A 21,612-nucleotide genomic window follows, 5' to 3' on the forward strand; every position below is an offset into this window, starting at 1 on the left:
GCTGAAGGGCGGACTGCAATGCGGGCCGTTGATGGCCGCGGCGGTCTGCCCTTCATGGCGATGGCCGAGGCGATTCAAGCCACGCGCTTGTTGAGAATCACCAGAGACACGCCCGCCAGCACGAGCGCGGACGCGGCCACCAGCAAAACCGTCAGCGGTTCATTCAGAAACAGCGTCCCGCCCAACGCCGCCAGCACCGGGACACTGAGCTGCACGGTGGCGGCGCGCGTCACGTTCAACCGTTTCAGCGCGGCGTACCAGAGGATGTACCCCAGGCCCGACGTCACCGCGCCAGACGCCACGGCATAGGCGGCGCCGGCGGCGTCGAGCCGAACGTGCGACATGACGAACTGCGCAAGCAACAACGCCAGCGCAACCGGCGCGGCGCGGATGAAATTCCCGGCGGTTGCCGCCACCGGATTCCTTGCGCCCCGGCCCAGCAGCGAATAAATGCTCCACGCCACGCCGGACAGGATCATCAGGAATCCGTAGAACACGGGTGGCGCGTCCGTACCGGGCAGCATCAACGCGACAAGCCCGGCAATCGCCAACGCCATGCCAACGCATTGCAGCGGCGCCAATCGTTCGCCAATCGCCAGGCCGTACAGGATCATGCTGATCTGGATCGCCCCAAACAGCAGCAGGGCGCCCGTGCCGGCGGGAATATGCGTGTACGCAAAGGAGAACGCCAGTGCATATGCCAGCAGCGCCAACGCACCCGCCCAGGACCCTTCCAGACGCTCGGACTGCCGTCGCAGTGCCAGCACCAGCCATAGCATCAGCGCACCCGACACAACGCGGATGACAACGAAGGTGGTGGGATCGATCGCCGTCTGTTTGAGCGCGAGGCGGCAAAGCAGGGAATTGCCGGCAAAGGCCAGCATGGCGGAAAGGGTGAGCGCGAAGAGGCGGAGGGTCATGGCGGGGGTCTTTGAATCACCACTGCGATCCGCGGCCTCTGCCGTCTACTGCACGGCCGAAGCGGTCTCGCGGAACCGCTGCACCAGCGGAGAGCCGTCTTCCGAACGATACGCCAGCAGCACCTGGCTTTGGGCGTCTGGCGTATCCAGTTCGCGATAGGCCACGCCGGGAATGCCCGTTTTCATGTAGGTGTCGGGGAGGATGGAAATGCCCATCCCCGCCGCGACCAGACCGATGATGGTTGCGCCTTCGCGCGCCTCCTGGCCGACTTGCGGGGCGAAGCCCGCCCGGTTGGCCAGTACGCTCACGTGGTCGAACAGGCCGCAGCCCAGTCCGCGCGGGAACAGGATGAAGGATTCGTCTGCCAGGTCCGTCATTGACAGCGGCGTGTCACGGCGCGCCAGCGGATGCGATTGCGGCAGGGCGGCCATCAGCCGGTCGGTCCACAGCGGCAGCGTCGCGATGTTGGGCGGCGGCACGAACAGGATGGATGGCCGCAGAAATCCCACGTCGATGTCTTTGGAAGCCAGCGCCCGCAATTGCTGGCCCGTCGACTGATGGCTCAAGTCCACGCCCACGCCGGGAAAGTCCGTGCGAAAGGCATGCACGATGCGGGGAAAGGCGTCGAACATCGGCACAGACGCCGTGAATGCCACGCGGATCTCGCCGGTTTCTCCCAGCGCCGACTGCCGCACGACCTCGCCGGCGCGTTCCAGGTGGGACAGCGCGCGGCGCGCCTGGTCCAAGAACAGCGCGCCCGCCTGCGTCAGTTCCACGCTGCGGCTCGTGCGGGTCAGGAGCGGCGCCCCGAGTTCTTCTTCCAGCGCCTTGATCTGCAGGCTGAGGGGCGGCTGGCTGACGTGCAACCGGCGCGCGGCCCGGCTGAAGCTCAGTTCCTCGGCGACGGCGACGAAGTAACGCAGTTGGCGGAAATCCATATTGATTTGGAAAGCAAATAGATGATCTTGAAAAACGGTATTGGACGATATGAGTGTACGCCGCGCATCATTCGGGCATACCAACACGTATAACGACACAGGAGACAACCATGAAGGCTTTCAAGCCCTCCCGGTCCCGCCGCACGTTTGCCGCCGCCGCAGGCGTGGGCGCACTGATCGCCGCCATGCTGGCGCCGCTGCCGGCTGCCGCGCAGGCCAATTTCCCCGACAAGCCGATCCGTATCGTGGTGCCGTATGCCGCCGGCGGCGGCGTGGACATCGTCACCCGCCTGGTCAGCCAGAAGATGGGTGATGCGCTGAAGCAGACGATCATCGTCGAAAACAAACCTGGCGCGGCCACCAATATCGGCATGGACACCGTGGCGCGCGCCCCGGCGGACGGCTACACGCTGCTGACCGCGTCGAATACGCTGGCCGCCAACGGTGCGCTGTTCTCCAAGCTGACCTTCGATCCCGCGCACGACTTCACCCCCGTGGGCGCCATCGGTTACGCGCCGCTGGCCGTGGTGGTGCCGGTCGAGTCGTCGTTCAAGACCTTGAAGGACCTGACGGACTATGGCCGCGCGCATCCCGACAAGCTGACCTACGCGTCGGCCGGCAACGGCAGCTCCGGCCATCTGGCCAGCGAACTGCTCAAGCGCGAGAGCGGTATGAAGGCGCTGCATGTGCCGTACAAAGGCGGTTCACCCGCGGTCACCGACCTGTTGGGGCAGCGGATTTCCTTCATGTCCATCAACCCGCTGGAAGTCGTCTCGCACGTGAAGGCGGGCAAGCTGCGCGCATTGGCCGTGCTGGACGACGAGCCGGCAAGCATGCTGCCCGAGGTGCCCACGGTGGTGTCGCAAGGCCTGCCGGGCGCGATGGCCACGGTGTGGTGGGGCTTGATCGGCCCCAAGGATTTGCCGCCCGAGGTCACGGCAAAGCTGAATGCCGCGCTGCAATCCGCATTGAAGGACCCCGCCGTAAAGCAGCGCTTCGGCGAAATGGGCGCGGTCGTCACGCCCGGTACGGACAAGCAGTTCGGCCAATTCGTGGCAGCGGAGACCACCAAGTGGACCAAGGTCATCAAGGACGCGGGCATCAAGGCTGATTGACCGCGCTCGCGCTGGTACGGGTCCGCAGGGCGGGTCCGGCCGGCAACCATGCATAGAGGAACTGAAATGGAACGGCAAAAGAACGGGCTGGTGGTCAGCGCGCACTCCGCGGACTTCGTCTGGCGCGCGGGCGGCGCCATCGCCCTGTACGCCAAACGCGGCTGGAAAATGACCGTGGTCTGCCTGTCGTTCGGCGAACGCGGCGAATCCGCCAAGCTGTGGAAGCAGCCGGGCATGACGCTGGAACGCGTCAAGGCCGACCGCCGCGACGAAGCGCGTCTGGCGGCCGACATCCTGGGCGCGGACATCCGGTTCATGGACTGCGGCGACTATCCGCTGCGCGTCTCGGACGAGGCGCTTTTTGAACTGGTGGATGTGTACCGCGAACTGCAGCCGGAATTCGTGCTGACGCATTCGCAGAAAGACCCCTACAACTTCGACCATCCGCTTGCCACGCACGTCGCACAAGAGGCTCGCGTGATTGCGCAGGCGCACGGGCACCATCCCGAGCAGGCGGTGCTGGGCGCGCCGCCCGTGTTTCTGTTCGAGCCGCACCAGCCCGAGCAGTGCGAGTGGAAGCCCGAAGTGCTGTTCGATATCTCCGAAGTCTGGGACCAGAAGCGCCGGGCCTTCGAAACCATGGCCGCGCAGGAGCACCTGTGGGAGTACTACACCCGCGTCGCCTTGCAGCGCGGCGTGCAGGCATCGCGCAACTCGAACCTGAAGATCAAGTACGCCGAAGGCTATCAGCGCGTGTTCCCGCAAGTCACCGGGGAGCTTGCATGAGCATTGCCGTCAGGAACATCGACCGCGGCGACAGCAGGGTCATCGCACGCCTGGCGTCGGCAGGCGTGGCCACCGCACACGAGGCGCAGCATCGCACCGGCCTGCTGCAACCCTACCTGCGGCCCGTGTACGCAGGCGCATCCATCGCAGGCAGCGCCGTGACGGTGTTGGCGCAGCCGGGCGACAACTGGATGCTGCACGTTGCGATCGAACTCTGCCGGCCGGGCGATATCGTCGTCGTGGCCTGCGCGTCGTCGAGCGAGGACGGCATGTTCGGAGAACTGCTTGCCACCTCGATGCGCGCACGCGGCGTACAGGGGCTTGTCATCGACGCGGGCTGCCGTGATGTCGCGGCGCTGAAGGACATGCAGTTTCCCGTGTGGTCGAAGTGCATCTCTGCCAAGGGCACGGTCAAGGCGACGCCCGGGTCGGTGAACGTGCCGGTCGTGTGCGCGGGCGCGCTCGTTCAGCCCGGCGATGTCGTCATCGCCGACGACGACGGCGTGTGCATCGTGCCGCGCGAGCGTGCGGCGCAGGTTGCTGACGCCTGCGATGCGCGGCTGATTAACGAGACGGCCAAACGCAAGCGGTTGGCCGCCGGGGAACTGGGGCTGGATATCTATGGCATGCGGGAAAAGCTGGCCGCGGCGGGGCTGGTATACGTGGACCGCAATCCTGGAGCCTGAAACGCCGGCGCAGAAACTTAAGACGACCGCCTCAAGCGATGGATGAGGCCATCTGGATGACTCTTAGGGCCGCCGGCACAGATTCCACGATTGATGCGCCGATGCCACATCAAGATAACCCCCCATAGCGATAACTAATAAGAATGCTTATCATGCGCGTTTTACATAAAAGAACGCATGGGGTGGGGCTGTGGGTAAAGCATCGAAAGGCCGTCAAGGCAGGCAGAAGGGCGTCGCCCTGGCAGTGAAGCAGGCACTGGCGGGCAGCGCCGCGCTCTATGCCGCGTCGGTTTCCGCGCAGACGCAGGCCCCGGCTCCCGCCGGGATCACCGTCCTGCCCACCGTCACCGTGACCAGTGCCCCGATCGCCCTGGGCGAGGCGCCTGCGCCCATCGCCGGCGGCCTGATCGGCGGCGGCGCCCGCATGGGCATCCTGGGCAACACGTCCGTCATGGACACGCCGTTCAGCGTCACCAGCTATACCGCCCAGACCATCGAGAACGAGCAGGCGCGTTCCGTGGCCGACGTCGCCACTATGGATCCGTCCGTGCGCATGAGCAGCGCGCGTTCGAACATCAACGAAGACCTGACCATCCGCGGCTTCAATGTGCCGACTGCAGACTTCGCGTTCAACGGCATGTTCGGGCTGACGCCATATTGGCGCGCACCGGTCGAGACCCTGGAACGCGTGGAGATCATCAAGGGCCCGTCCGCGGCGCTATTCGGCATGACGCCGGGCGGCAGCGTGGGCGGCGTGGTCAACCTGGTGCCCAAGCGCGCGACCGATGAGCCCATCACCCGGCTCACGGGCTCAGTCATGTCGGACTCCGTCTTTGGCGTGCATGCCGACGTCGGCCGCCGTTTCGGCGAAGGCAACGCGTTCGGCATCCGCGTGAACGGGATGCTGCGCGACGGCGACACGCCGATCAAGGACCAGTCCACGCGCGAAGCGCTCGGCTCGGTTGCACTGGACTATCGCGGTGAAAGACTGCGGTCGTCCCTGGACCTGATCTGGCAGAAGGAACGCATCGACAATGTCGTGCGCCAGTTCCAGCTTGGCGACGACCTGACCTCGATTCCCGAGGCGCCCAGCAACAAGAATCCGTATCCCGGCCTGGGCTGGAGCGACGGCCGCAATACCGCTGGCGTCTTCAAGATCGAATACGACATCACGGACTACCTGACTGCCTATGCGGGCTACGGCCAGCGCAAGCTGGACTGGGACGCCTTTGCCGCCAACCCCGTGCTGCAGAATTCGCAGGGCGATTACTCATTTTTCGGCGGCTGGCAGCGGATGACGGTGGACAGCAAGTCCACCGAAGCCGGCCTGCGCAGCAATTTCAAGACCGGCCCCGTGAGCCACAAGGTCGCCTTCAGCTACACGCTGCTGGACCAGGACTCCGACCTGGGCTTCAACACCGGTTTCCCGCCCGGCAATTCCAACATCTACGCCGGCAACACCTTCGACACGCCGTCCATCTCGGGCGTCAGCAATCCGCTGAACCGTTACCAGAGCGTCAAGCTGACCAGCTATGCGCTGGCCGACACCCTGGGCTTCATGGACGACCGGCTGCAGTTGACGCTTGGCGTGCGCCGCCAGAACGTGCAGGGCCAGAACTACAACTTCACCAACGGCGAGCCCAGCGGCCCGCGCTACGACAAGAGCGCGACCACGCCGCTGGCCGGCGTCGTCTTCAAGGTGCGGCCGGACCTGTCCGTCTATGCCAGCTACGTCGAAGGCCTGTCCCAAGGCGACACCGCGCCGACCAGCGCGGCCATCACCAACCCGGGCGAGACGCTGTCGCCGTTCAAGTCCAAGCAGAAGGAAATCGGCGTCAAGTACAACCTGAACGACAACATGCTGGCCACTGTCGCCCTGTTTGAGCTGACGCGGCCCAGCTCCGGCATCTCTGGCAACACCTTCGGCGAGTTCGGCGAACAGCGCAACCGCGGCGTGGAAGCCAGCTTTGCCGGCGAAGTCACCAAGGGCGTGCGTCTGTTGGGCGGCATCAGCTATATCGACGCCGTCATCAACAAGGCCACCACGCCCGACCTTCAGGGCAACAAGGCCATCGGTGTGCCTGACTGGCAATTCAACCTGGGCGCCGAGTGGGATACGCCCTTCGTTCCCGGCTTGACGGTGTTGGGCCGCGTCATCTACACCGACAGAACGTATGCCAACGCCGACAACAGCCTGTCGGTGCCAAGCTGGACCCGCGTCGACGCCGGTGCCCGCTACGAAACCAAGATCAGCGGCACCCCCGTCACCTTCCGCTTCAACGTCGAGAACCTGTTCAACCGGAACTACTGGGGAACCGCCACCGCCGGTTATCTGTTCGTAGGCTCGCCGCGCACCTACACGTTCTCGACCAGCATCGCCTTCTAAGGAGGCAGATATGTCCACGCAAGCCTGGTCATGGATACACAAGTGGAGCAGTCTGATCTGCACGGTCTTCATGCTGCTGCTGTGTCTGACCGGGCTGCCCCTGATCTTTCACGAAGAGATCGAGCACCTGTCAGGCGTGGTCGAAGCGCCGCCCATGCCCGCCGGCACGCCCAACGCCAGCATGGACCAGATCGCCCAGACCGCGCTGGAACGGCGCCCGGGCGAAGTCATCCGCTACATGTTCTGGGATCAGGACGAGCATCCCGACATTACGTATGTCTCGATGGCCAGCGCCGTCGACGCCCCGCCCGAGGAGAACAACGCGGTTGTCATCGATTCGCGCACGGCCAAGGTCCTGGACGAGCCGGCTACCGACGAAGGCTTCATGTACGTCATGCTCAAGCTGCATACCGATATGTTCGCCGGCCTGCCGGGCATGCTGTTTCTGGGCGCAATGGGCCTCTTGATGGTGGTCGCCATCGTGTCCGGGGTGGTGCTGTATTACCCCTTTATGCGACGTCTGAAGTTCGGCGCGCTGCGCACCCAGCGCAGCACCCGCGTCAAATGGCTGGACTGGCACAACCTGCTGGGCATCGTCACCGTGGTGTGGCTGCTGGTCGTTGGCATCACGGGCAGCATCAACACCTTGAATCGCGTCGTGTTGAGCCTATGGCAGATGGACCAGATGGCGGAAATGACCGCGCCGTTCCGCGGCCTGCCGCCGGTTACGCAACCCGCACACCTGGAAGACTCCATCCGCACCGCGCGTGCCGCGGTGCCGGACATGGCGGTGAGCCTGGTGGCGTTTCCCGGGACGATGTTCTCCAGCCCGCACCATTACACGTTCTTCATGAAGGGCAATACGCCCGTGACTTCGCGCCTGCTCAAGCCGGCGCTGGTGGACGCGACGAATGGGGAACTGACCGACACGCGCGAAATGCCGTGGTACGTGAAGACCTTGTTCCTGTCGCAGCCGCTGCATTTTGGGGATTACGGCGGCTTGCCGTTGAAGATCCTCTGGGCGGTGTTGGATCTGTTTGCGATCGTGGTGCTGGGTAGCGGGTTGTACTTGTGGCTGCGCAAGCCCAAGGCTGCGACGGCTGCCAAGCCCTTGGCAGAGGATGCTGCTGAAACCGCCAATGCGCTGCGCCAAAGCGACCGTCAGGAGGCTGCGCAATGAACAGGACGAGCGAAGCGCGCGGCGCGCGCACCGAACACCTGCAGTCGGCTGGCGAGGTGTTCCGCGCGCCCATCTGGCTGGGCGTGGCGTCGGTGGTGGGACTGGTGTCGGCGCTGCTGGGCGATGGGGTGTGGGATGGCGTGTCGTGGTTGGCGATCTTTGCGCCGATCGGGGCGGTGTGGTGGGCGTGGCGGAGGCGGGGCGGGTGAAGTCTCCTTCATCTCGCCGCCGGCCGCTCGTCAGTGGCGCGCGGCCATCAGCGTAAGCACGTCGCTTAGCGATTGAACGGAGTCCGCTGACTTTGACGTGGCCGCGTGCCGGTCAAGGTGATAGCCGTGAATGCCGAATTTTCGTGGCCCGATCATGTCGGCCTCGATGGTGTCGCCGATCATCAGCACTTCATCGGGCCGGCACGCAATGCCATCACAAAGGTATTGGTAGATCTCGGCTTGCGGCTTCACGGCGCCGGCTTCGTACGACCAGGCGCAGAAGTCCGGCCGAATGGGCAGCAAGTCCAGCACCGGCGGACCATACGGCGCGGCCAGGTTGGAGCAAAGCGCGACCTTGATGCCGCGTTTCCGCAATGCAAGCAACGTCGGCGTGGCATCCGCGAAAAGCGAGATGGATTGAATCTCTTCACGCAATTCGGCTTCAAGCGCGTTCAGATCTGCATCGCTGACCACTCCGCCAAACAGGCTGGCGGCCTGTCGCAGGTCGATCGGATTGCTCATCGCGCGGACCCCGTCGTCGCGCTGGCGCGGACGACCCGCTTCATGCAGCAGCCGGACCAGCTTGCGGAACGGTCGGGTCGGCCGTTCGATGTGGACCAAGGTTCCGAATACGTCGAATGCCACGGCCTTGATTGCCATTGAACCTCCTGCGCCAATGAGGCTTTCCGGTGATTGGCCGGACCGTGATGTCCAGCCTGTCTGCGACGGATTCTAGCGGCAAAACTTCCGGCGGCTTGCTGGACCCCTTGGTCTTCGGATGAGCAGGGAGGAAGGAGCACCGGGTGAGGGGCTACTCGTCGCGAGCGACCGTGACGAATATGCCGTCGGCTTCGTTCAAGCGGGGGCCCACCGGCAGGATCATTACCGACACGTCATCGGGCAGATGGGACGCCAGCGCTTGCAGCCGTTCGCTGACGATGCTGTCCAACGAATCGCGGCGCGACGCTGCTGACACCGCAAGGCTTACCCCAACCTTGTTCCAGCTTTCCCAGGATTCCGGCGCTTGCCGGTATGCCACTGTTGTCCATTCCGATGGGTTGACGACGGTGCCGTCCGCCAACCTTGGGGGCGCATCGCTCCAGGCTTCCAACTTCTCACGTGTCGCGCCGGAGTAGATCCACGCAGGGGGCGGGCGGATTCCCTGGGTGGGCTGGGCGGAAATATCAAGTTTGGCGGCCAGCGCCTCCAATGCCTGATCCGTGGACAGCTTGGCTTCCTTAAGCCGGGTGGGATCGATCGAGAGCCAAAGCTGGATGGGTTCCGGCACATTGCTCCAGACCTGGGTGATGGTATGGCTATCGCCAATACCACGACCGATCCTGTCGGCCACCAGTTGTTGCAGCTCGGGCTTGCTGAGGCGCGGACTGGCCACCAGCAGGTAGAGATCCGCGCTGGGAACGGCGCCCCACACGAGGGCCGGCGGCTGGATGGCGTCTGATGGCGTTGCCTGCGCGGCATTTGCGGGCAGGTAGACGCAGAGGGCCAAAGCGGCAAGCCAGTTGCAGCGCGCCGGCCAAAAGCGGTGAATCCAGGTCATCAGAGGCATAGGTTTTTAGTTGTTCAAATGCTGTTAAATCCCGCACGCGATGGTCACGAGCGGGGATTTGATGGACATGATCATTGTTTCGATACCGGTCTACGGAAGCGCTGAGTCGCGCTCCTGACGGATCTGACGGTTGAGGGACCGGAGATTATCCCAGACGGAAAAAAACCCGCAGCGCGCGAGCGGGTGCGGGTTTGAGGTACTACCTGATATCAGTCCAGACAGGTGTCTGGTGCCCGGCGCGCAAAATCGAATCGGCGCGCCTGTCTTGCGCCTGGATTACTCGCTTTTCTCTGCGCGAACAAAATGATCAAGGCAAGAGTGATGATGAGCATAAACGAACCGACGTCGATATTTAACGCGTTCACTCGCTCACGCGCCGCGGCAAAGGCCGGCCGCGGCGCGTGCGCCTATCAACGCCGACGCGCGGTCAGCCAGTCGATCGGCTGTAGCGCCTGGCCGACGATACGGATCTCGCCGACGCTGCCAAAGAAGCCATCGGCCCGCGCGCCATCCCACGAACCGGCGCCGACGATCCACGGCATGTTGGCCGCCAACGTCGCCAGGCCGCGAGCGCCCGAGGTGTTGCGCAGAACCGGCGCGCCTTCCACGTACAGGATGGTTTCGTGCGTGGTGTCATCGTTCACCACGGCAACGTGCATCCACTTGTCGGGGATGATCTCGCCAGACCAGTTTGCCTTGGGACTACGCGATCCCGTGTCGTCCGGCACCACTTCCCACTGGATCTCGCGCAGGCTCGACACCGCAAACAGCAGCGGCGGGGATTCGGGATCTCCGCCCGAAAAGCCCGCCAGATCGCCGCGCTTGCCGTCACGCGTCATGATGTTCATCCACGCGTGCTTGGAAGCGACCCAGTCGCGGTCGATCTTGATGAAGGCTTCCACTGTGTAGCCGTCGGTCGCGGTTTCACCGTTGATGATGGCCGCGGCATCCGTCGTGAAGTAGCTCATGCGAGCCGTGTTCTTGTCGGTGTTCAGGAAGCGCACCGAGCCGGGCGCGGCCGACAGGTAATGGTGATCGTCGGACCAGACCACATCACCCACCTGCGCACCGGCTACGCCGTCGATATTCAGCGGCGCGCGCCGCATCGGATTCAGACCTGCGCGGTCCGCGATCACTTCGCCCACCGGAACCGGCTGTCCGTTGGTGCCGCCAAAGAAGCGCCAGTGCGCCAGCGTGCCTTGCACCTGCGGATAATCATCCGGATCGGCGGCGGGCTTCTGCTCGGCGGCGACGGGATCCGTGTAGTTCGCCAAAATCAATGCGCGCGCCTGGTCGATCAGCGCGGTGTGCGACGGCGTAGCCGCCTTGAATTCCTTATTGAAGCCGCCAAAGCGCTTCGCAAAATCCATCTTGATGGTGAACTGCTCGTTCGCGCCGGTCAGAATGGCCTGGTCAAACGTGTTGAGCGTGTTCTTCGGCTTTTGCGGCACCCACGGTGAGAACGACAGCACGCGGATCTCGTTGTTGCTGAGGTCGAATTCGTACAGACGCATCAGGCCGTTGCCGCCCTGATAGGCCATCTGATAATCCACCACCATTTCCTCGACCGAATTGCCGAACGCATTGGTCTTGGTCAGATGCGCGGCGCCATGATAGTGGCCGTTCAGCGTCATGAAGATCTGATCGTTGTCGCGGATCAGCTTGTCCCACAGCATCAGCCCGTAGGGCACTTCCAGCGGCGTGACACCATCCTTGTCGATGTTCAGCAACTGGTGGTTGACCAGGATCACCGGCAGTGTCGGGTTCGCGCGAATCACCTGGTTGGCCCAGGTCAACGCGTCATCGGAGATGCGCCACGACAGCGACAGCACCATGAACTTCTGGCCCTCGGCTTCGAACACGTGATATTCGTGGAAGCCGCTAGGATCGCGGCCGCCAAACGTGGCCTGGTTCTTGGCGCGATCGGCACTGAAGGTTTTCAAATAGGGCTCGTTGGCCAGATTGCGCTGCGCGTCCGTGGCGCTGGCCTGGCTGCTGGCGTCGACGTAGTCGCGATCCAGGATCACGTCGTGGTTGCCGGCCAGAATCGAGTACGGGACCTTGGCGTGTTCCAGAATCGCCATGGCGGCATCGGCCACTTTCCATTGATCCGGTTTGCCCTGTTGATCGACAACGTCGCCCAAGTGGATCAGGAACGGAATGCCCAGCGACTTCGAATGATCGGCCACCCACTGCGTCTGCGCCTTGAACGGCTCGCTGCCGTACTTGCGCATGAACTGCTGGTTTTCGGCGTCGGTTGCGTAGCGCGAATAGAACTGCGTGTCCGGCAGTACTGCTACAGCGAAGCTGGAGATGTTGACGGGTTGCGGTTGCGGCTCGGGTTGGGGCTGCGGTTGCGGTTGCGTGCCAGGCGTGTCGGGCGACGTGATGTCGTCGTCATCGTCGTCGCTGGAGCAGGCAGATAACAGCAGCGAACCGCCTACGGGCAGCAGCGTGGCGCCAAAGCCGGCCTTGAGCAAACTGCGACGACGCGGATCCGCATCGGTCGGCAGTGCCGCGAGTTTATTGGCAACCTCAAGTTTGCCGTCGTGCTTGTCGTTCGCCATCTGTGCTGCCCTTCAGAAAAAGCGGGAAGCTTAGGTAGGGCGGATGACGGGATGATGAATGTTGGCGAGGGATTGTTAGGTTGGTTTGGACGCGTGTGGCAGCTTGGCGGTACCACGGTTTAGACGCTGACTTGAGTCTGAATTCTGATCGTCTTGCTCTGGTAATCGGTCGCCGATGGATCTCCAAATATCTCCAATTGCCGCGATGCCATCCGGGGCAGGGTTTGGGGATCGAGTGCGCTGGCGCTTGGACCTTTCTTGCCGGCCGATCTGGGAGAGCATGCATTGAGTACGACCTGCGTCCCCGATCTCCATGCCGCGCTCTGCAAGCAAGCTAGAGAGTTCGACGTATGTCTTATGCGGTTTTGGTGATGCCGCCTGAGCTAAGACGATTTCGTCAGAAATGAGAAGGCCCAAACATGCAGCCGGACAAGCCGACTACAGAGGTTTGGGCGCGATTACAGTGATTGTTGATTCTGCGGCCAGGAAACAGCAAGCGTTTGGCTGGTTCTCAGATCGGGAGGTTGCCAAAGCAGGACCAAGTCGGACGATAAATGCGGGGCGTGTCTTTTGCGGCTTTGACCTGAACGGTGGTCGGGACGCAGCTAGCAGCTAGGGCGGCTCGCCATCGTGGAGAACGACGCTATGAAGGGAAAGGTGGAGAGATGCGCTTTTGCAGCGCCACACGCATGGAATTCGTGGTGCCCGGGGCCGGAATCGAACCGGCACGCCTTGCGGCGGGGGATTTTGAGTCCTTTACGAGTTTCCAGTCTCCATGCGGGTTTCGAGGCAATCTGTTCCGCATTTTTCCCATACTTTCATCGTAGGGAGCAACTGCAAATGCGGAACGCGTTTTAGCGGACGGGCTTGAGGCGCGCGACCTTAGTTCGATAGTGTCTCCTGGTCAGGTTGACGCTGCTGTGCTGAAGCAGTTGACTGGCTGCTTCATCGCTCTCGGATAGATCGCCAGCGCGCTTGCGCATATCGCGGAGGATCATTGACCGGATTTCTTCGGCAAGCTGAGGTTCGCCAGCCGCTTCCATGTTTAAGGCGGCTAGCTCGCGCGCGAACTCCCAGCGGTTGCGCAGCATGGTGTACGTCACCGGCCGGCCGGTCGCCGTGCTGAGCAGCATCTGATGATGCGCGCGGATGGACCGCCGGCGCTTTATCAAGCCGGGCAGGATCGTTGAAAGCGAGACATCGAAATCTGCCTTCTTCCCCGTTTTGTTAGCCCGCAGCCGCAACAGGTCGCCGTCCGGCAAAGGAACGAGGATCGTGTCTTTGATCCGCATGCCAGTTGCGGTGGCGATATCCATGGCATCTTGCAGCACTTGGTCGCCCGCATAGTAGACGGCCTCGAAAAGGTCGTCGGTAACTTCGAACTCGCGAGCCTTCTCCGGGTTCTTCCAGCGTGACTTTTCCAGGCCTGCTGCGGGCCAATGCGCGGCTGTGTAGCCCTCCTTGCGGGCCCAGTTCCAGACGATCTGAAGCAAAGCCATTTCCCGGTTGCCGCGGGTCTTCGCTGTGCGGCGCCGCAGATAGCCAGTAAGGTGGACAAGTTCGATAGATTCCCACGTTGCACCAGCGAAAACTGGCCGCAGCTTACGCAGGCATTTGGTGTATCCGTCGCGGGTTTCGGCGTTCTGATAGGAAAGCAGCCCGGTTTCCTTGTCGGATTCCCAGGCCGCAAATGCTTCTTCAAGCGTGCCGACTATACGTGGGCCACCCTGACGAATTTCGTCCCACTTCGCCACCGCTTGCTCGTAGTCCGTGCCGAGCGGGATATCTGCTTCTCCATCCGAACGGCGATCATAGAAGTAGTACGTGACGACTCGGCCACTTTTCCGCTTTCGCGTATGGGAACGAAGATTCGGGAACTTGTTGGTCATGAGACAGCGGACAGATTGGGGGCGGAGTGGCGCGGCGTGGGGCGGCCCTCTACCCAAGCGGCCACGTGTGCGACCAAGACAATGTTGTGTTTGCGCACCACCTTGTAGGGGATGCCGTATTCGTTCAAGACGCGTTGCTGTGCCGCTGCCTGGGCGTAGCCGGTCAGCCGTTGCAGCGCGGCGTCGGACAAGATCGGGTCCATATCGCCTCCAGAGTGAAGCCCGCAGTTAGGTGGGACGATCCAATAACGAAACATTGATGCGTCGAATGCGTCATAAATGAGTCATTTGTCCCAAAAGTGCTTTGACGTCGGCATAAGCCCGCATCGCGCGCTGCTCGTCGATTTTGTCGGCCCCGAGGGTTTCGGCGCACTCGCTGAGCTGGGCGGACAGGCGCTCGATCGCTGCCGCAGCTTCCAGCATGATCAGGGACGGAAGACGCATTCCTTCTGGTGCTGGACCGCTGCAATCTCGCCATCCAAACTCAGGCTCGCCGTTGATCATCGGACCCATCGCATACTTGCAGCGCAGTCGATGGGTCAGGTCGTCGGCTACGGGCGCGCGCAGCTTGGACAGCACCTTTTGGGCTTCGTACATGAGCAGCGTCACGGAGTCTTCGCCACCGTGCAGGCCGATCCATTGATTGAGCCGCGCAATCACGGCTTCCGGGCTTTGGTAGCCGTGCTGCTGGATCACGGCATTGACGTATTCATTGCTCAGCTGGTTCGTGCTTGCTGCCTGGGAGGCGGGGGTGTGGTCGGTCATGCTGCTTTCCTGATTGCGTCGATGGCATATGCAGCCAGCGGCGGCGGGTTGGCGTTGCCCAGCATGTGCAGCGCCAGGGCCTGGTTGTTTGGGAGGTGGTAGTCGTCTGGGAAGCCCATGCCGGCGCGATTCTCAGCGGTCGTGAGCATTCGCATGCGATCGCCGTCCACAAGCGCCCAGCGTGCGCGGGTCGTGATGGTGCCCAGCGGGCGGTCCAGCGAGCGGCCGGTAAGTCCCGAGCCGGAGCCGTAGTACGGCATGACGAAGCGGTCGCCGTACTGGCTACGGCCTGCCCGGACGCGCGCCAGGGTCTTGGGTGAACGGTCGGCGCGTTCGATAGCGGACCAACTGCCCGCGCCGAAGTCGATCACCTCCCGGATGGGGCGGTGAGGCAGGGTGGGGGCCGAAAGCTGGATAGGATGTTTGCTGCGCGTGGCCGCGATCAAAATGCGCTGGCGGTGTTGCGGCACGCCGCAATCTGCCGCGTCCCAGATGACGGGCGACAGGGCGTAGCCCAGGGCGTGCATCGCCGCGCACCACGCCGGGTAAAGCTGCCACTGTGCGAAGGCCGGCACGTTTTCCACCAGCACGAAGGGCGGACGGTGGCATTCAGCGGCAGACACTACCGCCCATGCAGTGGCGCGCGCGGCGTCGTGGTGCGGTTGCTCCTTGCCTCGGGCCGGGGTGTGCCCAGTGCAGGCAGGAGACGCAATCAGCAGGTCATGCGCCGGCACCCGGGTCCAGTCGGCTTGGTGGAGGTCTTGGCAGACGTGCTGCGCATCCGGATGGTTGGCCGCGTGCGTGTCCACCGCAGCGCGCCAGTGATTGGCAGCCCAAACCACCTGCACGCCGACGCGGCGAGCGCCCTCGGAATTGCCGCCCAGGCCTGCGAAAAGGTCGATGGCGGTTTTCACGGTGTGGGCCGCCTATCTGTGCTGTGATCGACGTCGGGTCGGCTAGGGCTAGCGCTGCCCATTGTTTCGACGGTCACGGACCGCGTGCAGGCCTTCCCGCAGTTCTCTAAGTGCTGCGCGGTCACATGGGAAGCGGTACTGGTGAAGTAGACCCAGCGGCCGCCATCGGTGAAGCGGTAGACGGTGATGCCCTTGTGGGTGAAGAGTTCCGCAACCGGAATGTCCTGGTTGTCGGTGGTGGACACGGCAACGGGATCTTTGGTGCAACCGGCCAGCGCGACAGCCGCCAGGAGCATGACAAGTGTTCGAAACATCACCGTTGGCCCTCCGGCTGCTGAGCGGCCTCGATGGCCGCATAGATCTGATCGGGAGTGTCACTGACGGTATGCACCTTTCCGTCCGCCGTTCGAATGTTGGCCTGGTTGCCGCCATAGCTGGATCGCGCCGCCGAGACAGACGCAATCAATTCCGAATTCAGAACGAGGGGGTAGCCGTCATAGTCGGTCAGTCGGATGAAGGCCATCAGGCATCCCCCTTTTCCTGCTGAGAGCCGAAAAGGGCGGCGATGAACTCCGGCTCGGCCAGCAAGCCGCGGATCGCGTCAATGATCAACACGCGCTCCCCCTCGTTGGGGATGTAGCGCGCGTCCTGCCCGAGCGCGTCCTCGCCACACATCTCGTAATCTGCAACGTAGTCCTGCATGACCTGCTCAGCACGGGCGAAATCCGGCTTCCGTGTATCACTGCCGACGCGGGCACGGCGTGCGGCCGAATCCTTCCTGAGGTTCTCTTCCCAGCACGAAGGGCAGAGCGTGTCCCAGGACATGCCGGAGAATGCGCCGCGGCAAGTCGCGCATTTCTTGCCGGGGGCGGAAGGCGACGTTTCAGGTGTGCCCAGGGCGGCGCCCAGGAAACTGCGGAGGGGCGCGTCGGCGGCGTCGAGTGCGTCGCGATAGCGCTGGCGGTCTTCCGGGGTCATCTTGGCGACGATGTCATGGAGGACGCGGGTGGAGAGGGCGGCCAGGTCGACGTCGTCCAGGCCGTCAAGGTTGTCGGGGGCGTTCATGCGTGGGCATCCTCTGCTGTGGGGATTTCGGCCTGGCTGGCTGTCGCCGCGGCCTCGGCTTGGCGACGTTGCTTCTCCGCCTGTTTGGCGCGGACCGTTTCAACGGCGCCGTGGGCCTGGAACAGATCGAGCAGCGCGGCGGCGGGGATGGTGATGGTTTCGGCCGCTACGCGGCCTTCTTGGATGTCCAGAAGGGTCGCGCGCTGGTTGGCGTCCAATCCCTGCATGAACGTGTCCACGCCGCTGATGAGCGGGGACACGACTTTGCGGGGCAGGGCGCGGCCGTGGATGGTGCTGGGCGTCACACGGGACTTGCCCGAGGCCTTGGCCTTTTCGAACTCACCTTGCAGGAATGCGCCAGCACCCTCGCCATGCTTGGCAACCGCCTCGATGGCAGTGGACGCCTTCACCGCCCCGGACCGCACCAGGGCATGCACATCGCTGTTGGCGTGGGCCAGTGCGATCATCTTGGCGACCCATTGGGGCGATACCTGTTCCAGGCGGCTGATGCGCTCGTTGTCCCACTTGAAGCCGGCCAACTTGGCGTAGCCGAAGGCGGTTTCCAGCGGGGTCAGGTGCCGGCCCTGGGCGCTGCTGATGATGCGCGCGGTGCGGTCGGCGTCGTTGCCGACGAAGGCCGTGACGTCGATCCAGACGACGCCGTCCTCATCCTGCAGCGGCGCGCCGGCAGCAATCGCGCGGCCGATCTGCGCATGGCGGCGGTGGCCGTCCACCAGCCACACGCCACCCGCCGGCCGGGGGCGGACTTCGAGCGGCGGAATCTTGCCGCCCGCCATGATGTGCTGAAACAGGGCTTCGTCGTCGGCCTCGGCGCGCTCGCGTTCCTCTCCATCCAGCAGATCGAGAGGGGTGCGCAGGTTAAAGCCGGGTTCGACGTGCAGATCCTCGTAGCGGGCCTGCATGGCGTGGGCGCGTTTGATTTCCCTGGACAGGATCTTCTGCCGGAAGGAAACGGGGGCGGTGGATTCGGTCATCGGAGCTCCGATTTGTTCGTGATCGGTCAACTACTTGCGTTCAAGCCGAACGCGGGTAGGGCGCGGGACGGGAACGGCAGGGCACCGACCGCTCCAAATGTTGCTGATGGTCTGGGGCGAGACGCCGTAGCACTCGCCCAGGTCTTTGGCGGTGAGGCGACCCTTGGCGTCCTTGATGAACGCCAGTTCCTCGGGGCGCATGGCTTCCTGTTTGGGGTCTGCCCAGCGCAGGCGCCGACGAGGCAGCGGGACCGGGGGCGTCCAGCCGGTGCGATCCCTCAGAATGAAGTCGATCCCGTTCATGCGACCGCCCGCAGCATCCAGCCCAGCATCGTCGGACCGAAGAGGAAGAACGCGGCCAGCGCCAGGCTGGCGGGCCATGCCCACAGCGGGATATCCGCGTCGTCGTTCCAGTTGCCCTTGCCTGCGTGGTCGCGGGGAGCGATCAGGGCGCCGAGCTTGCGGGCCGCCTGCTTGATCGTGATGGGGTGGCGATGGCGCACCTGGGGCGCGCTTGCGCTGATGGTGTTCATGTCGGGTTCCAGGGATCTGCCGCGGCATGGCGGCGGGCAAAATAATCACCGAGAGGGGCCGGCACCAAACACGCGAAAGCGCAAAGGGCGAGCCCCCAGCTGAGAGCAGAGATGGATGAGGGCATGCTGACTTGAAGGGAGGGTTGGGATACGATGCGCAGCGAATCGGAGGCGATCTATGGAGAACGACCGTGCCGTTACTTGCGGCGAAGCATTGACTGCGCTTGGCTTTGTCGGGCTATGCGTTGCGTTCGCATTGCACTACCCGGATAAGTCGGATGAATGGGCCGCTTGGATGCAAGCATTTGGTTCTGTGGCCGCAATTGCCGGCGCAGGCTGGGTAGCACGAGTGCAGCTGCGGGAGGCCGCGCGAGGCGCAGCAGACCTCAGGGTGCAGCAGTTGCGCGCCATTGCGACTTTGGTGGACCAGTTGTTCGGAACGTTCAATTCCACAGCTGATGAGCTGAAGTTTCATGGGCTCACAGGAGGCCTTGCGCCATACGCGAGACGTCGAATTGCGCCATTACAAGTAGCCGTAGCCGCACTGGAAGCCGTGCCGTTGCATACGATCCCCAACGCTTATGTGGGGTTGCCGCTATCCAACCTGAAGAACATGATTCACCACGGCTTGGAGATCCTTTCCGCAATAGATGAGGCCGGACCGACAGCGCACCAGGGTGGTTATGCCGACTTAATCAAACGCGCTAATCAATTCAGCTGGCATAGAGATCGAGCCAAGAAAGACCTGGACAAGATATGGGCCATTACGGAGGCCTATAAGGGCTACGACTCCCCCGTCGTTCTTGCTCGCGATTTGTAATGGGATCGCGAGTGCAGGTTTCGAAGAGCAGGCCGGTAGGCCGGTGTTGTTCCTGAAAGTCACTTTCAGCGCGAGTGACGTTGCTGCGCCGACCCGCTTTCCAAAGTCGCCGCGAAGGGCTGGCACTGCCGATCAACCTTAGAATGCTAAGTTTTCGCGCCTTCGGGAAAACAAATGGATCGACGTCGCACGCTTATCGGAGCAATCGTCACGTTTCTCTATCTGGCTGTGGTCGTCCTGCTCTCTTGGAACGGACGCCAAGAGATTCTCAAGCTAGCCCCGAATGAAGTGGGCGACTACCTCGCAGGCATATTCGGTCCGCTCGCCGTTCTATGGCTGATTCTCGGATACCTCCAACAAGGCGAGGAACTCCGTCAAAGCACGATGGCGTTAGCGCAGCAAGCGGAGGAACTTCGAAAATCAGTCGAGCACCAGCAGGCACTGGTCGAAGTTTCCCGCGCGCAGGTCGAAGCTCAAACACGCGCCTTTGAGGCCGATAGCGATCGGTGGAAGGCTTCATGGCAGCCTAGCTTCGTTCTATCGCTCAAGAAGACTTATCGCGATGCAGAAGGCACCTACACGTTTGTAGTCCTGTGTCGCAACGAAGGAAAGGGTGCGGTTGAGGTTCACCTTGAGGTGCAGGGGAGGCTGGTGGCGGCAAGTCACCGGCGGTTCCCGGATTTCCAACACGGCGATGAAATGCAATTCGACCTCGTTGACCTTGAACCAGACAACTTTGCGCCCGTTCATTTGCATTTTTCCTATACGGACGTGGCCGGCCATTTAGGTCGGCTTTCCAGGATCGCGTACTTCCACCCTGAGCCTCCCTCCGGCTTCAAAACGGTTCGGTTTAATGCCGCTCCGGTCGATCATTGAGATCCGCGTTCCTGCAACGCCGGCCGGCAATTTCGATATCGCGGTCAACGGCGTCACGTATCGTCGAGGTCAAAGCGGGCAGAAAGCTACTTGTTGATAGTTTCGCTGAAGTTCAGGACGTCGATGATTTCTTCGATGAAGCGGATGATCATTGCAGTCATGGGGAGTTCCGTTTGTCTGTCTTGGGTCGCCAGTGGCGTTGAGATGCTCTTAAGTTTTCCGAAAATGTGCCGTCGCTTAGGAGTACCTCCGGAGAATCTATGTTTTCGAACTTTGAGATGTATCGCGCTGGGATCCCGTCGTTTGTTTTGGCTTTCGTCGTATTGGCAGTGATCACGGCCTTTAGCAGGCTGTTGTTCCGAAGTTGGGAAAAGCCGGCGGCCTTTTGGGGCTTGGTAGCATTGTTGTTCGCCTTCTTTCTAGGCGGGCCGCTCTGGGACTGGTGGACCGCAGATGATCCAGCGCAATTTGTTAGCCGTTTAAGTTCCTTTGAACCTTTGTTCACGAAAGATCAGCTGTGGTCATTGGTGACGTTCCGATTTTGGGGTTGCGTTGCAGGAACCATCGCCGGCCTCTTGGGACTGCACCTTTACGAAAATTGGCGCTGGCGCTAAGCATGCTGTCCAAGCCGGCGCTCTGCCGGCTTTTTTTGATGATGATCAGTCGTCGTATTGCTCGGCAGCTGCCGATTCCACGTCAGCGGGTTCCATGTCCAGTGCCAGACGGGTGCGGCCGACGTACATCGACATGAGCATTGCGTCGAAATGGCTGATCACGTCTGGCAGGCTCGCCGGTGTGATCTGTTTGTCGCCGAGCCGCAAGGCATAGACGCTGCCGTCCTTTTGAAATGCGATGTGGTACTTCGCGCTGTACTTCCCGCCGTCAATCCCGTAGCCCTTTCCGGGCGTTTCGTTTTCGTCCAGATACAGCCAGCCGCCGCCGGAATTTGATCTTTCGAAGAGGGCGTAAAAAGCCTTCCGCTCATCGGAATACAGCATGCCTTCGCGTGCTGCGGTCATCAGTTCTGACATCTTGACGACGGGAGGCACTTCCGGAAGGGCAGCTTCCGCTGCTTCGGCGAGGGCTGCGCGCACAGCTTCTGAGTTTTGCCCGTGCACTGCCGATTGAAGCGCCGTGTTCAGCACATGCTGGAACTTCGCCACGTCATCGAGACGGAGCCCGTGAGGCATCGCCTCGATCAACTGCGCTTCAACTGCCTCTCTGAACTTGCTGCGATAGCCTGTTGCGGCTCTGATGGCGCCGGTGATCGCTTCGGTGATGTGCATGTCCAGAATGGGCTGGAGCTTTTCGGGTGCGATTGCCTGGGCGACGACTGCTTCCAGGTCGATATTGACTTTCAGTTCCATGGGATTCCTTTGCGCGGGCATGCGCTGATGGGG

General features: G+C 62.6%; 25 protein-coding genes. 9 read left to right on the forward strand and 16 right to left on the reverse strand.

Annotated elements, in window-relative coordinates:
- Positions 1-74 precede the first annotated feature (74 nt).
- Together HV681_RS06410 and HV681_RS06415 are read right to left on the reverse strand one after the other, a co-directional pair.
- Positions 75-920, reverse strand: a complete 846-nt coding sequence (locus HV681_RS06410) for a DMT family transporter (protein ID WP_175122285.1) — start codon at positions 918-920, stop codon at positions 75-77.
- Positions 921-965: 45 nt separating this feature from the next.
- On the reverse strand, positions 966-1,859 hold the full coding sequence (locus HV681_RS06415) for a LysR family transcriptional regulator (RefSeq protein WP_175122286.1): 894 nt from the start codon (positions 1,857-1,859) through the stop codon (positions 966-968).
- Positions 1,860-1,969: 110 nt separating this feature from the next.
- On the opposite strand from HV681_RS06415, the gene HV681_RS06420 reads away from it, so the two are divergent.
- From HV681_RS06420 to HV681_RS06445, 6 genes are all read left to right on the forward strand, one after another.
- Positions 1,970-2,974, forward strand: coding sequence for a Bug family tripartite tricarboxylate transporter substrate binding protein (locus tag HV681_RS06420; RefSeq protein WP_175122287.1), 1,005 nt, complete (start codon positions 1,970-1,972; stop codon positions 2,972-2,974).
- A gap of 66 nt (positions 2,975-3,040) precedes the next feature.
- Positions 3,041-3,760 carry a PIG-L deacetylase family protein gene (locus tag HV681_RS06425; protein WP_175122288.1) on the forward strand — a complete coding sequence of 240 codons (720 nt, stop codon included), beginning with the start codon at positions 3,041-3,043 and terminating at the stop codon, positions 3,758-3,760.
- The gene (locus HV681_RS06430) at positions 3,757-4,446 is read left to right on the forward strand and encodes a 4-carboxy-4-hydroxy-2-oxoadipate aldolase/oxaloacetate decarboxylase (RefSeq protein ID WP_175122289.1); all 690 of its coding nucleotides are present in this window, start codon (positions 3,757-3,759) and stop codon (positions 4,444-4,446) included. The genes HV681_RS06425 and HV681_RS06430 overlap by 4 nt, the downstream gene beginning before the upstream one ends.
- Before the next feature lie 190 nt (positions 4,447-4,636).
- Complete coding sequence (locus HV681_RS06435) at positions 4,637-6,832, forward strand: TonB-dependent receptor (RefSeq protein WP_175122290.1); 2,196 nt, start codon at positions 4,637-4,639, stop codon at positions 6,830-6,832.
- Between the two features lie 10 nt (positions 6,833-6,842).
- Complete coding sequence (locus HV681_RS06440) at positions 6,843-8,012, forward strand: PepSY-associated TM helix domain-containing protein (protein WP_175122291.1); 1,170 nt, start codon at positions 6,843-6,845, stop codon at positions 8,010-8,012.
- Positions 8,009-8,221 (forward strand): hypothetical protein, encoded by a 213-nt coding sequence (locus tag HV681_RS06445; protein WP_175122292.1) that lies wholly within the window; start codon positions 8,009-8,011, stop codon positions 8,219-8,221. Before HV681_RS06440 ends, HV681_RS06445 begins: the two co-directional genes overlap by 4 nt.
- Before the next feature lie 30 nt (positions 8,222-8,251).
- Here HV681_RS06445 and HV681_RS06450 read toward each other — a convergent pair whose 3' ends face one another.
- The 13 genes from HV681_RS06450 to HV681_RS06510 form a co-directional block, all read right to left on the reverse strand.
- On the reverse strand, positions 8,252-8,881 hold the full coding sequence (locus HV681_RS06450; protein WP_175122293.1) for an HAD family hydrolase: 630 nt from the start codon (positions 8,879-8,881) through the stop codon (positions 8,252-8,254).
- Between the two features lie 151 nt (positions 8,882-9,032).
- The gene (locus HV681_RS06455; RefSeq protein ID WP_175122294.1) at positions 9,033-9,788 is read right to left on the reverse strand and encodes a hypothetical protein; all 756 of its coding nucleotides are present in this window, start codon (positions 9,786-9,788) and stop codon (positions 9,033-9,035) included.
- A gap of 410 nt (positions 9,789-10,198) precedes the next feature.
- Positions 10,199-12,355 (reverse strand): LamG-like jellyroll fold domain-containing protein, encoded by a 2,157-nt coding sequence (locus tag HV681_RS06460; RefSeq protein WP_175122295.1) that lies wholly within the window; start codon positions 12,353-12,355, stop codon positions 10,199-10,201.
- Between the two features lie 854 nt (positions 12,356-13,209).
- Positions 13,210-14,244 (reverse strand): site-specific integrase, encoded by a 1,035-nt coding sequence (locus HV681_RS06465; RefSeq protein ID WP_254594899.1) that lies wholly within the window; start codon positions 14,242-14,244, stop codon positions 13,210-13,212.
- Positions 14,241-14,447 (reverse strand): DUF4224 domain-containing protein, encoded by a 207-nt coding sequence (locus HV681_RS06470; RefSeq protein ID WP_105240822.1) that lies wholly within the window; start codon positions 14,445-14,447, stop codon positions 14,241-14,243. Before HV681_RS06470 ends, HV681_RS06465 begins: the two co-directional genes overlap by 4 nt.
- A 70-nt stretch (positions 14,448-14,517) precedes the next feature.
- On the reverse strand, positions 14,518-15,009 hold the full coding sequence (locus HV681_RS06475) for a hypothetical protein (RefSeq protein ID WP_175122296.1): 492 nt from the start codon (positions 15,007-15,009) through the stop codon (positions 14,518-14,520).
- Positions 15,006-15,923 carry a DNA cytosine methyltransferase gene (locus tag HV681_RS06480; protein WP_175122297.1) on the reverse strand — a complete coding sequence of 306 codons (918 nt, stop codon included), beginning with the start codon at positions 15,921-15,923 and terminating at the stop codon, positions 15,006-15,008. The genes HV681_RS06475 and HV681_RS06480 overlap by 4 nt, the downstream gene beginning before the upstream one ends.
- Positions 15,920-16,219, reverse strand: coding sequence for a DUF4884 domain-containing protein (locus HV681_RS06485; protein ID WP_175122298.1), 300 nt, complete (start codon positions 16,217-16,219; stop codon positions 15,920-15,922). The genes HV681_RS06480 and HV681_RS06485 overlap by 4 nt, the downstream gene beginning before the upstream one ends.
- A gap of 17 nt (positions 16,220-16,236) precedes the next feature.
- A complete protein-coding gene (locus tag HV681_RS06490; RefSeq protein ID WP_175122299.1) occupies positions 16,237-16,446 on the reverse strand; it encodes a hypothetical protein in 210 nt (69 codons plus the stop codon).
- Positions 16,446-16,988, reverse strand: a complete 543-nt coding sequence (locus tag HV681_RS06495) for a hypothetical protein (protein ID WP_175122300.1) — start codon at positions 16,986-16,988, stop codon at positions 16,446-16,448. Before HV681_RS06495 ends, HV681_RS06490 begins: the two co-directional genes overlap by 1 nt.
- A complete protein-coding gene (locus HV681_RS06500) occupies positions 16,985-17,983 on the reverse strand; it encodes a ParB/RepB/Spo0J family partition protein (RefSeq protein WP_175122301.1) in 999 nt (332 codons plus the stop codon). The genes HV681_RS06495 and HV681_RS06500 overlap by 4 nt, the downstream gene beginning before the upstream one ends.
- Positions 17,984-18,013: 30 nt before the next feature.
- Positions 18,014-18,286, reverse strand: coding sequence for a MarR family transcriptional regulator (locus tag HV681_RS06505; RefSeq protein WP_175122302.1), 273 nt, complete (start codon positions 18,284-18,286; stop codon positions 18,014-18,016).
- Positions 18,283-18,516, reverse strand: coding sequence for a hypothetical protein (locus HV681_RS06510; RefSeq protein WP_175122303.1), 234 nt, complete (start codon positions 18,514-18,516; stop codon positions 18,283-18,285). The genes HV681_RS06505 and HV681_RS06510 overlap by 4 nt, the downstream gene beginning before the upstream one ends.
- Before the next feature lie 178 nt (positions 18,517-18,694).
- Here HV681_RS06510 and HV681_RS06515 point away from each other — a divergent pair, with 178 nt between their 5' ends.
- From HV681_RS06515 to HV681_RS06525, 3 genes are all read left to right on the forward strand, one after another.
- A complete protein-coding gene (locus HV681_RS06515; protein ID WP_175122304.1) occupies positions 18,695-19,336 on the forward strand; it encodes a hypothetical protein in 642 nt (213 codons plus the stop codon).
- A 174-nt stretch (positions 19,337-19,510) separates the two neighbouring features.
- A complete protein-coding gene (locus HV681_RS06520; RefSeq protein ID WP_175122305.1) occupies positions 19,511-20,212 on the forward strand; it encodes a hypothetical protein in 702 nt (233 codons plus the stop codon).
- 260 nt (positions 20,213-20,472) lie between these two features.
- Positions 20,473-20,826, forward strand: coding sequence for a hypothetical protein (locus HV681_RS06525; RefSeq protein WP_175122306.1), 354 nt, complete (start codon positions 20,473-20,475; stop codon positions 20,824-20,826).
- Between the two features lie 45 nt (positions 20,827-20,871).
- Here the strand turns inward: HV681_RS06525 and HV681_RS06530 are convergent, their stop codons facing one another.
- Positions 20,872-21,579: a hypothetical protein gene (locus tag HV681_RS06530; protein WP_175122307.1), complete on the reverse strand. Its 708-nt coding sequence runs from the start codon at positions 21,577-21,579 to the stop codon at positions 20,872-20,874.
- Positions 21,580-21,612: the final 33 nt, after the last annotated feature.

Source organism: Achromobacter animicus, from assembly GCF_902859585.1.
In the GTDB taxonomy this organism is placed as follows: domain Bacteria; phylum Pseudomonadota; class Gammaproteobacteria; order Burkholderiales; family Burkholderiaceae_B; genus Achromobacter; species Achromobacter animicus.

Bases quoted from the DNA above. Each gene is read 5' to 3' on its own strand.
- HV681_RS06440 (WP_175122291.1), top strand. From the start codon at position 6,843: ATGTCCACGCAAGCCTGGTCATGGATACACAAGTGGAGCAGTCTGATC.
- HV681_RS06525 (WP_175122306.1), top strand. From the start codon at position 20,473: ATGTTTTCGAACTTTGAGATGTATCGCGCTGGGATCCCGTCGTTTGTT.
- HV681_RS06410 (WP_175122285.1), bottom strand. From the start codon at position 920: ATGACCCTCCGCCTCTTCGCGCTCACCCTTTCCGCCATGCTGGCCTTT.
- HV681_RS06455 (WP_175122294.1), bottom strand. From the start codon at position 9,788: ATGCCTCTGATGACCTGGATTCACCGCTTTTGGCCGGCGCGCTGCAAC.
- HV681_RS06510 (WP_175122303.1), bottom strand. From the start codon at position 18,516: ATGAACACCATCAGCGCAAGCGCGCCCCAGGTGCGCCATCGCCACCCC.
- HV681_RS06505 (WP_175122302.1), bottom strand. From the start codon at position 18,286: ATGAACGGGATCGACTTCATTCTGAGGGATCGCACCGGCTGGACGCCC.
- HV681_RS06475 (WP_175122296.1), bottom strand. From the start codon at position 15,009: ATGACCGACCACACCCCCGCCTCCCAGGCAGCAAGCACGAACCAGCTG.
- HV681_RS06425 (WP_175122288.1), top strand. From the start codon at position 3,041: ATGGAACGGCAAAAGAACGGGCTGGTGGTCAGCGCGCACTCCGCGGAC.
- HV681_RS06470 (WP_105240822.1), bottom strand. From the start codon at position 14,447: ATGGACCCGATCTTGTCCGACGCCGCGCTGCAACGGCTGACCGGCTAC.
- HV681_RS06465 (WP_254594899.1), bottom strand. From the start codon at position 14,244: ATGACCAACAAGTTCCCGAATCTTCGTTCCCATACGCGAAAGCGGAAA.
- HV681_RS06490 (WP_175122299.1), bottom strand. From the start codon at position 16,446: ATGGCCTTCATCCGACTGACCGACTATGACGGCTACCCCCTCGTTCTG.
- HV681_RS06520 (WP_175122305.1), top strand. From the start codon at position 19,511: ATGGATCGACGTCGCACGCTTATCGGAGCAATCGTCACGTTTCTCTAT.
- HV681_RS06415 (WP_175122286.1), bottom strand. From the start codon at position 1,859: ATGGATTTCCGCCAACTGCGTTACTTCGTCGCCGTCGCCGAGGAACTG.
- HV681_RS06530 (WP_175122307.1), bottom strand. From the start codon at position 21,579: ATGGAACTGAAAGTCAATATCGACCTGGAAGCAGTCGTCGCCCAGGCA.
- HV681_RS06495 (WP_175122300.1), bottom strand. From the start codon at position 16,988: ATGAACGCCCCCGACAACCTTGACGGCCTGGACGACGTCGACCTGGCC.
- HV681_RS06420 (WP_175122287.1), top strand. From the start codon at position 1,970: ATGAAGGCTTTCAAGCCCTCCCGGTCCCGCCGCACGTTTGCCGCCGCC.
- HV681_RS06450 (WP_175122293.1), bottom strand. From the start codon at position 8,881: ATGGCAATCAAGGCCGTGGCATTCGACGTATTCGGAACCTTGGTCCAC.
- HV681_RS06500 (WP_175122301.1), bottom strand. From the start codon at position 17,983: ATGACCGAATCCACCGCCCCCGTTTCCTTCCGGCAGAAGATCCTGTCC.
- HV681_RS06485 (WP_175122298.1), bottom strand. From the start codon at position 16,219: ATGCTCCTGGCGGCTGTCGCGCTGGCCGGTTGCACCAAAGATCCCGTT.
- HV681_RS06430 (WP_175122289.1), top strand. From the start codon at position 3,757: ATGAGCATTGCCGTCAGGAACATCGACCGCGGCGACAGCAGGGTCATC.
- HV681_RS06515 (WP_175122304.1), top strand. From the start codon at position 18,695: ATGGAGAACGACCGTGCCGTTACTTGCGGCGAAGCATTGACTGCGCTT.
- HV681_RS06445 (WP_175122292.1), top strand. From the start codon at position 8,009: ATGAACAGGACGAGCGAAGCGCGCGGCGCGCGCACCGAACACCTGCAG.
- HV681_RS06460 (WP_175122295.1), bottom strand. From the start codon at position 12,355: ATGGCGAACGACAAGCACGACGGCAAACTTGAGGTTGCCAATAAACTC.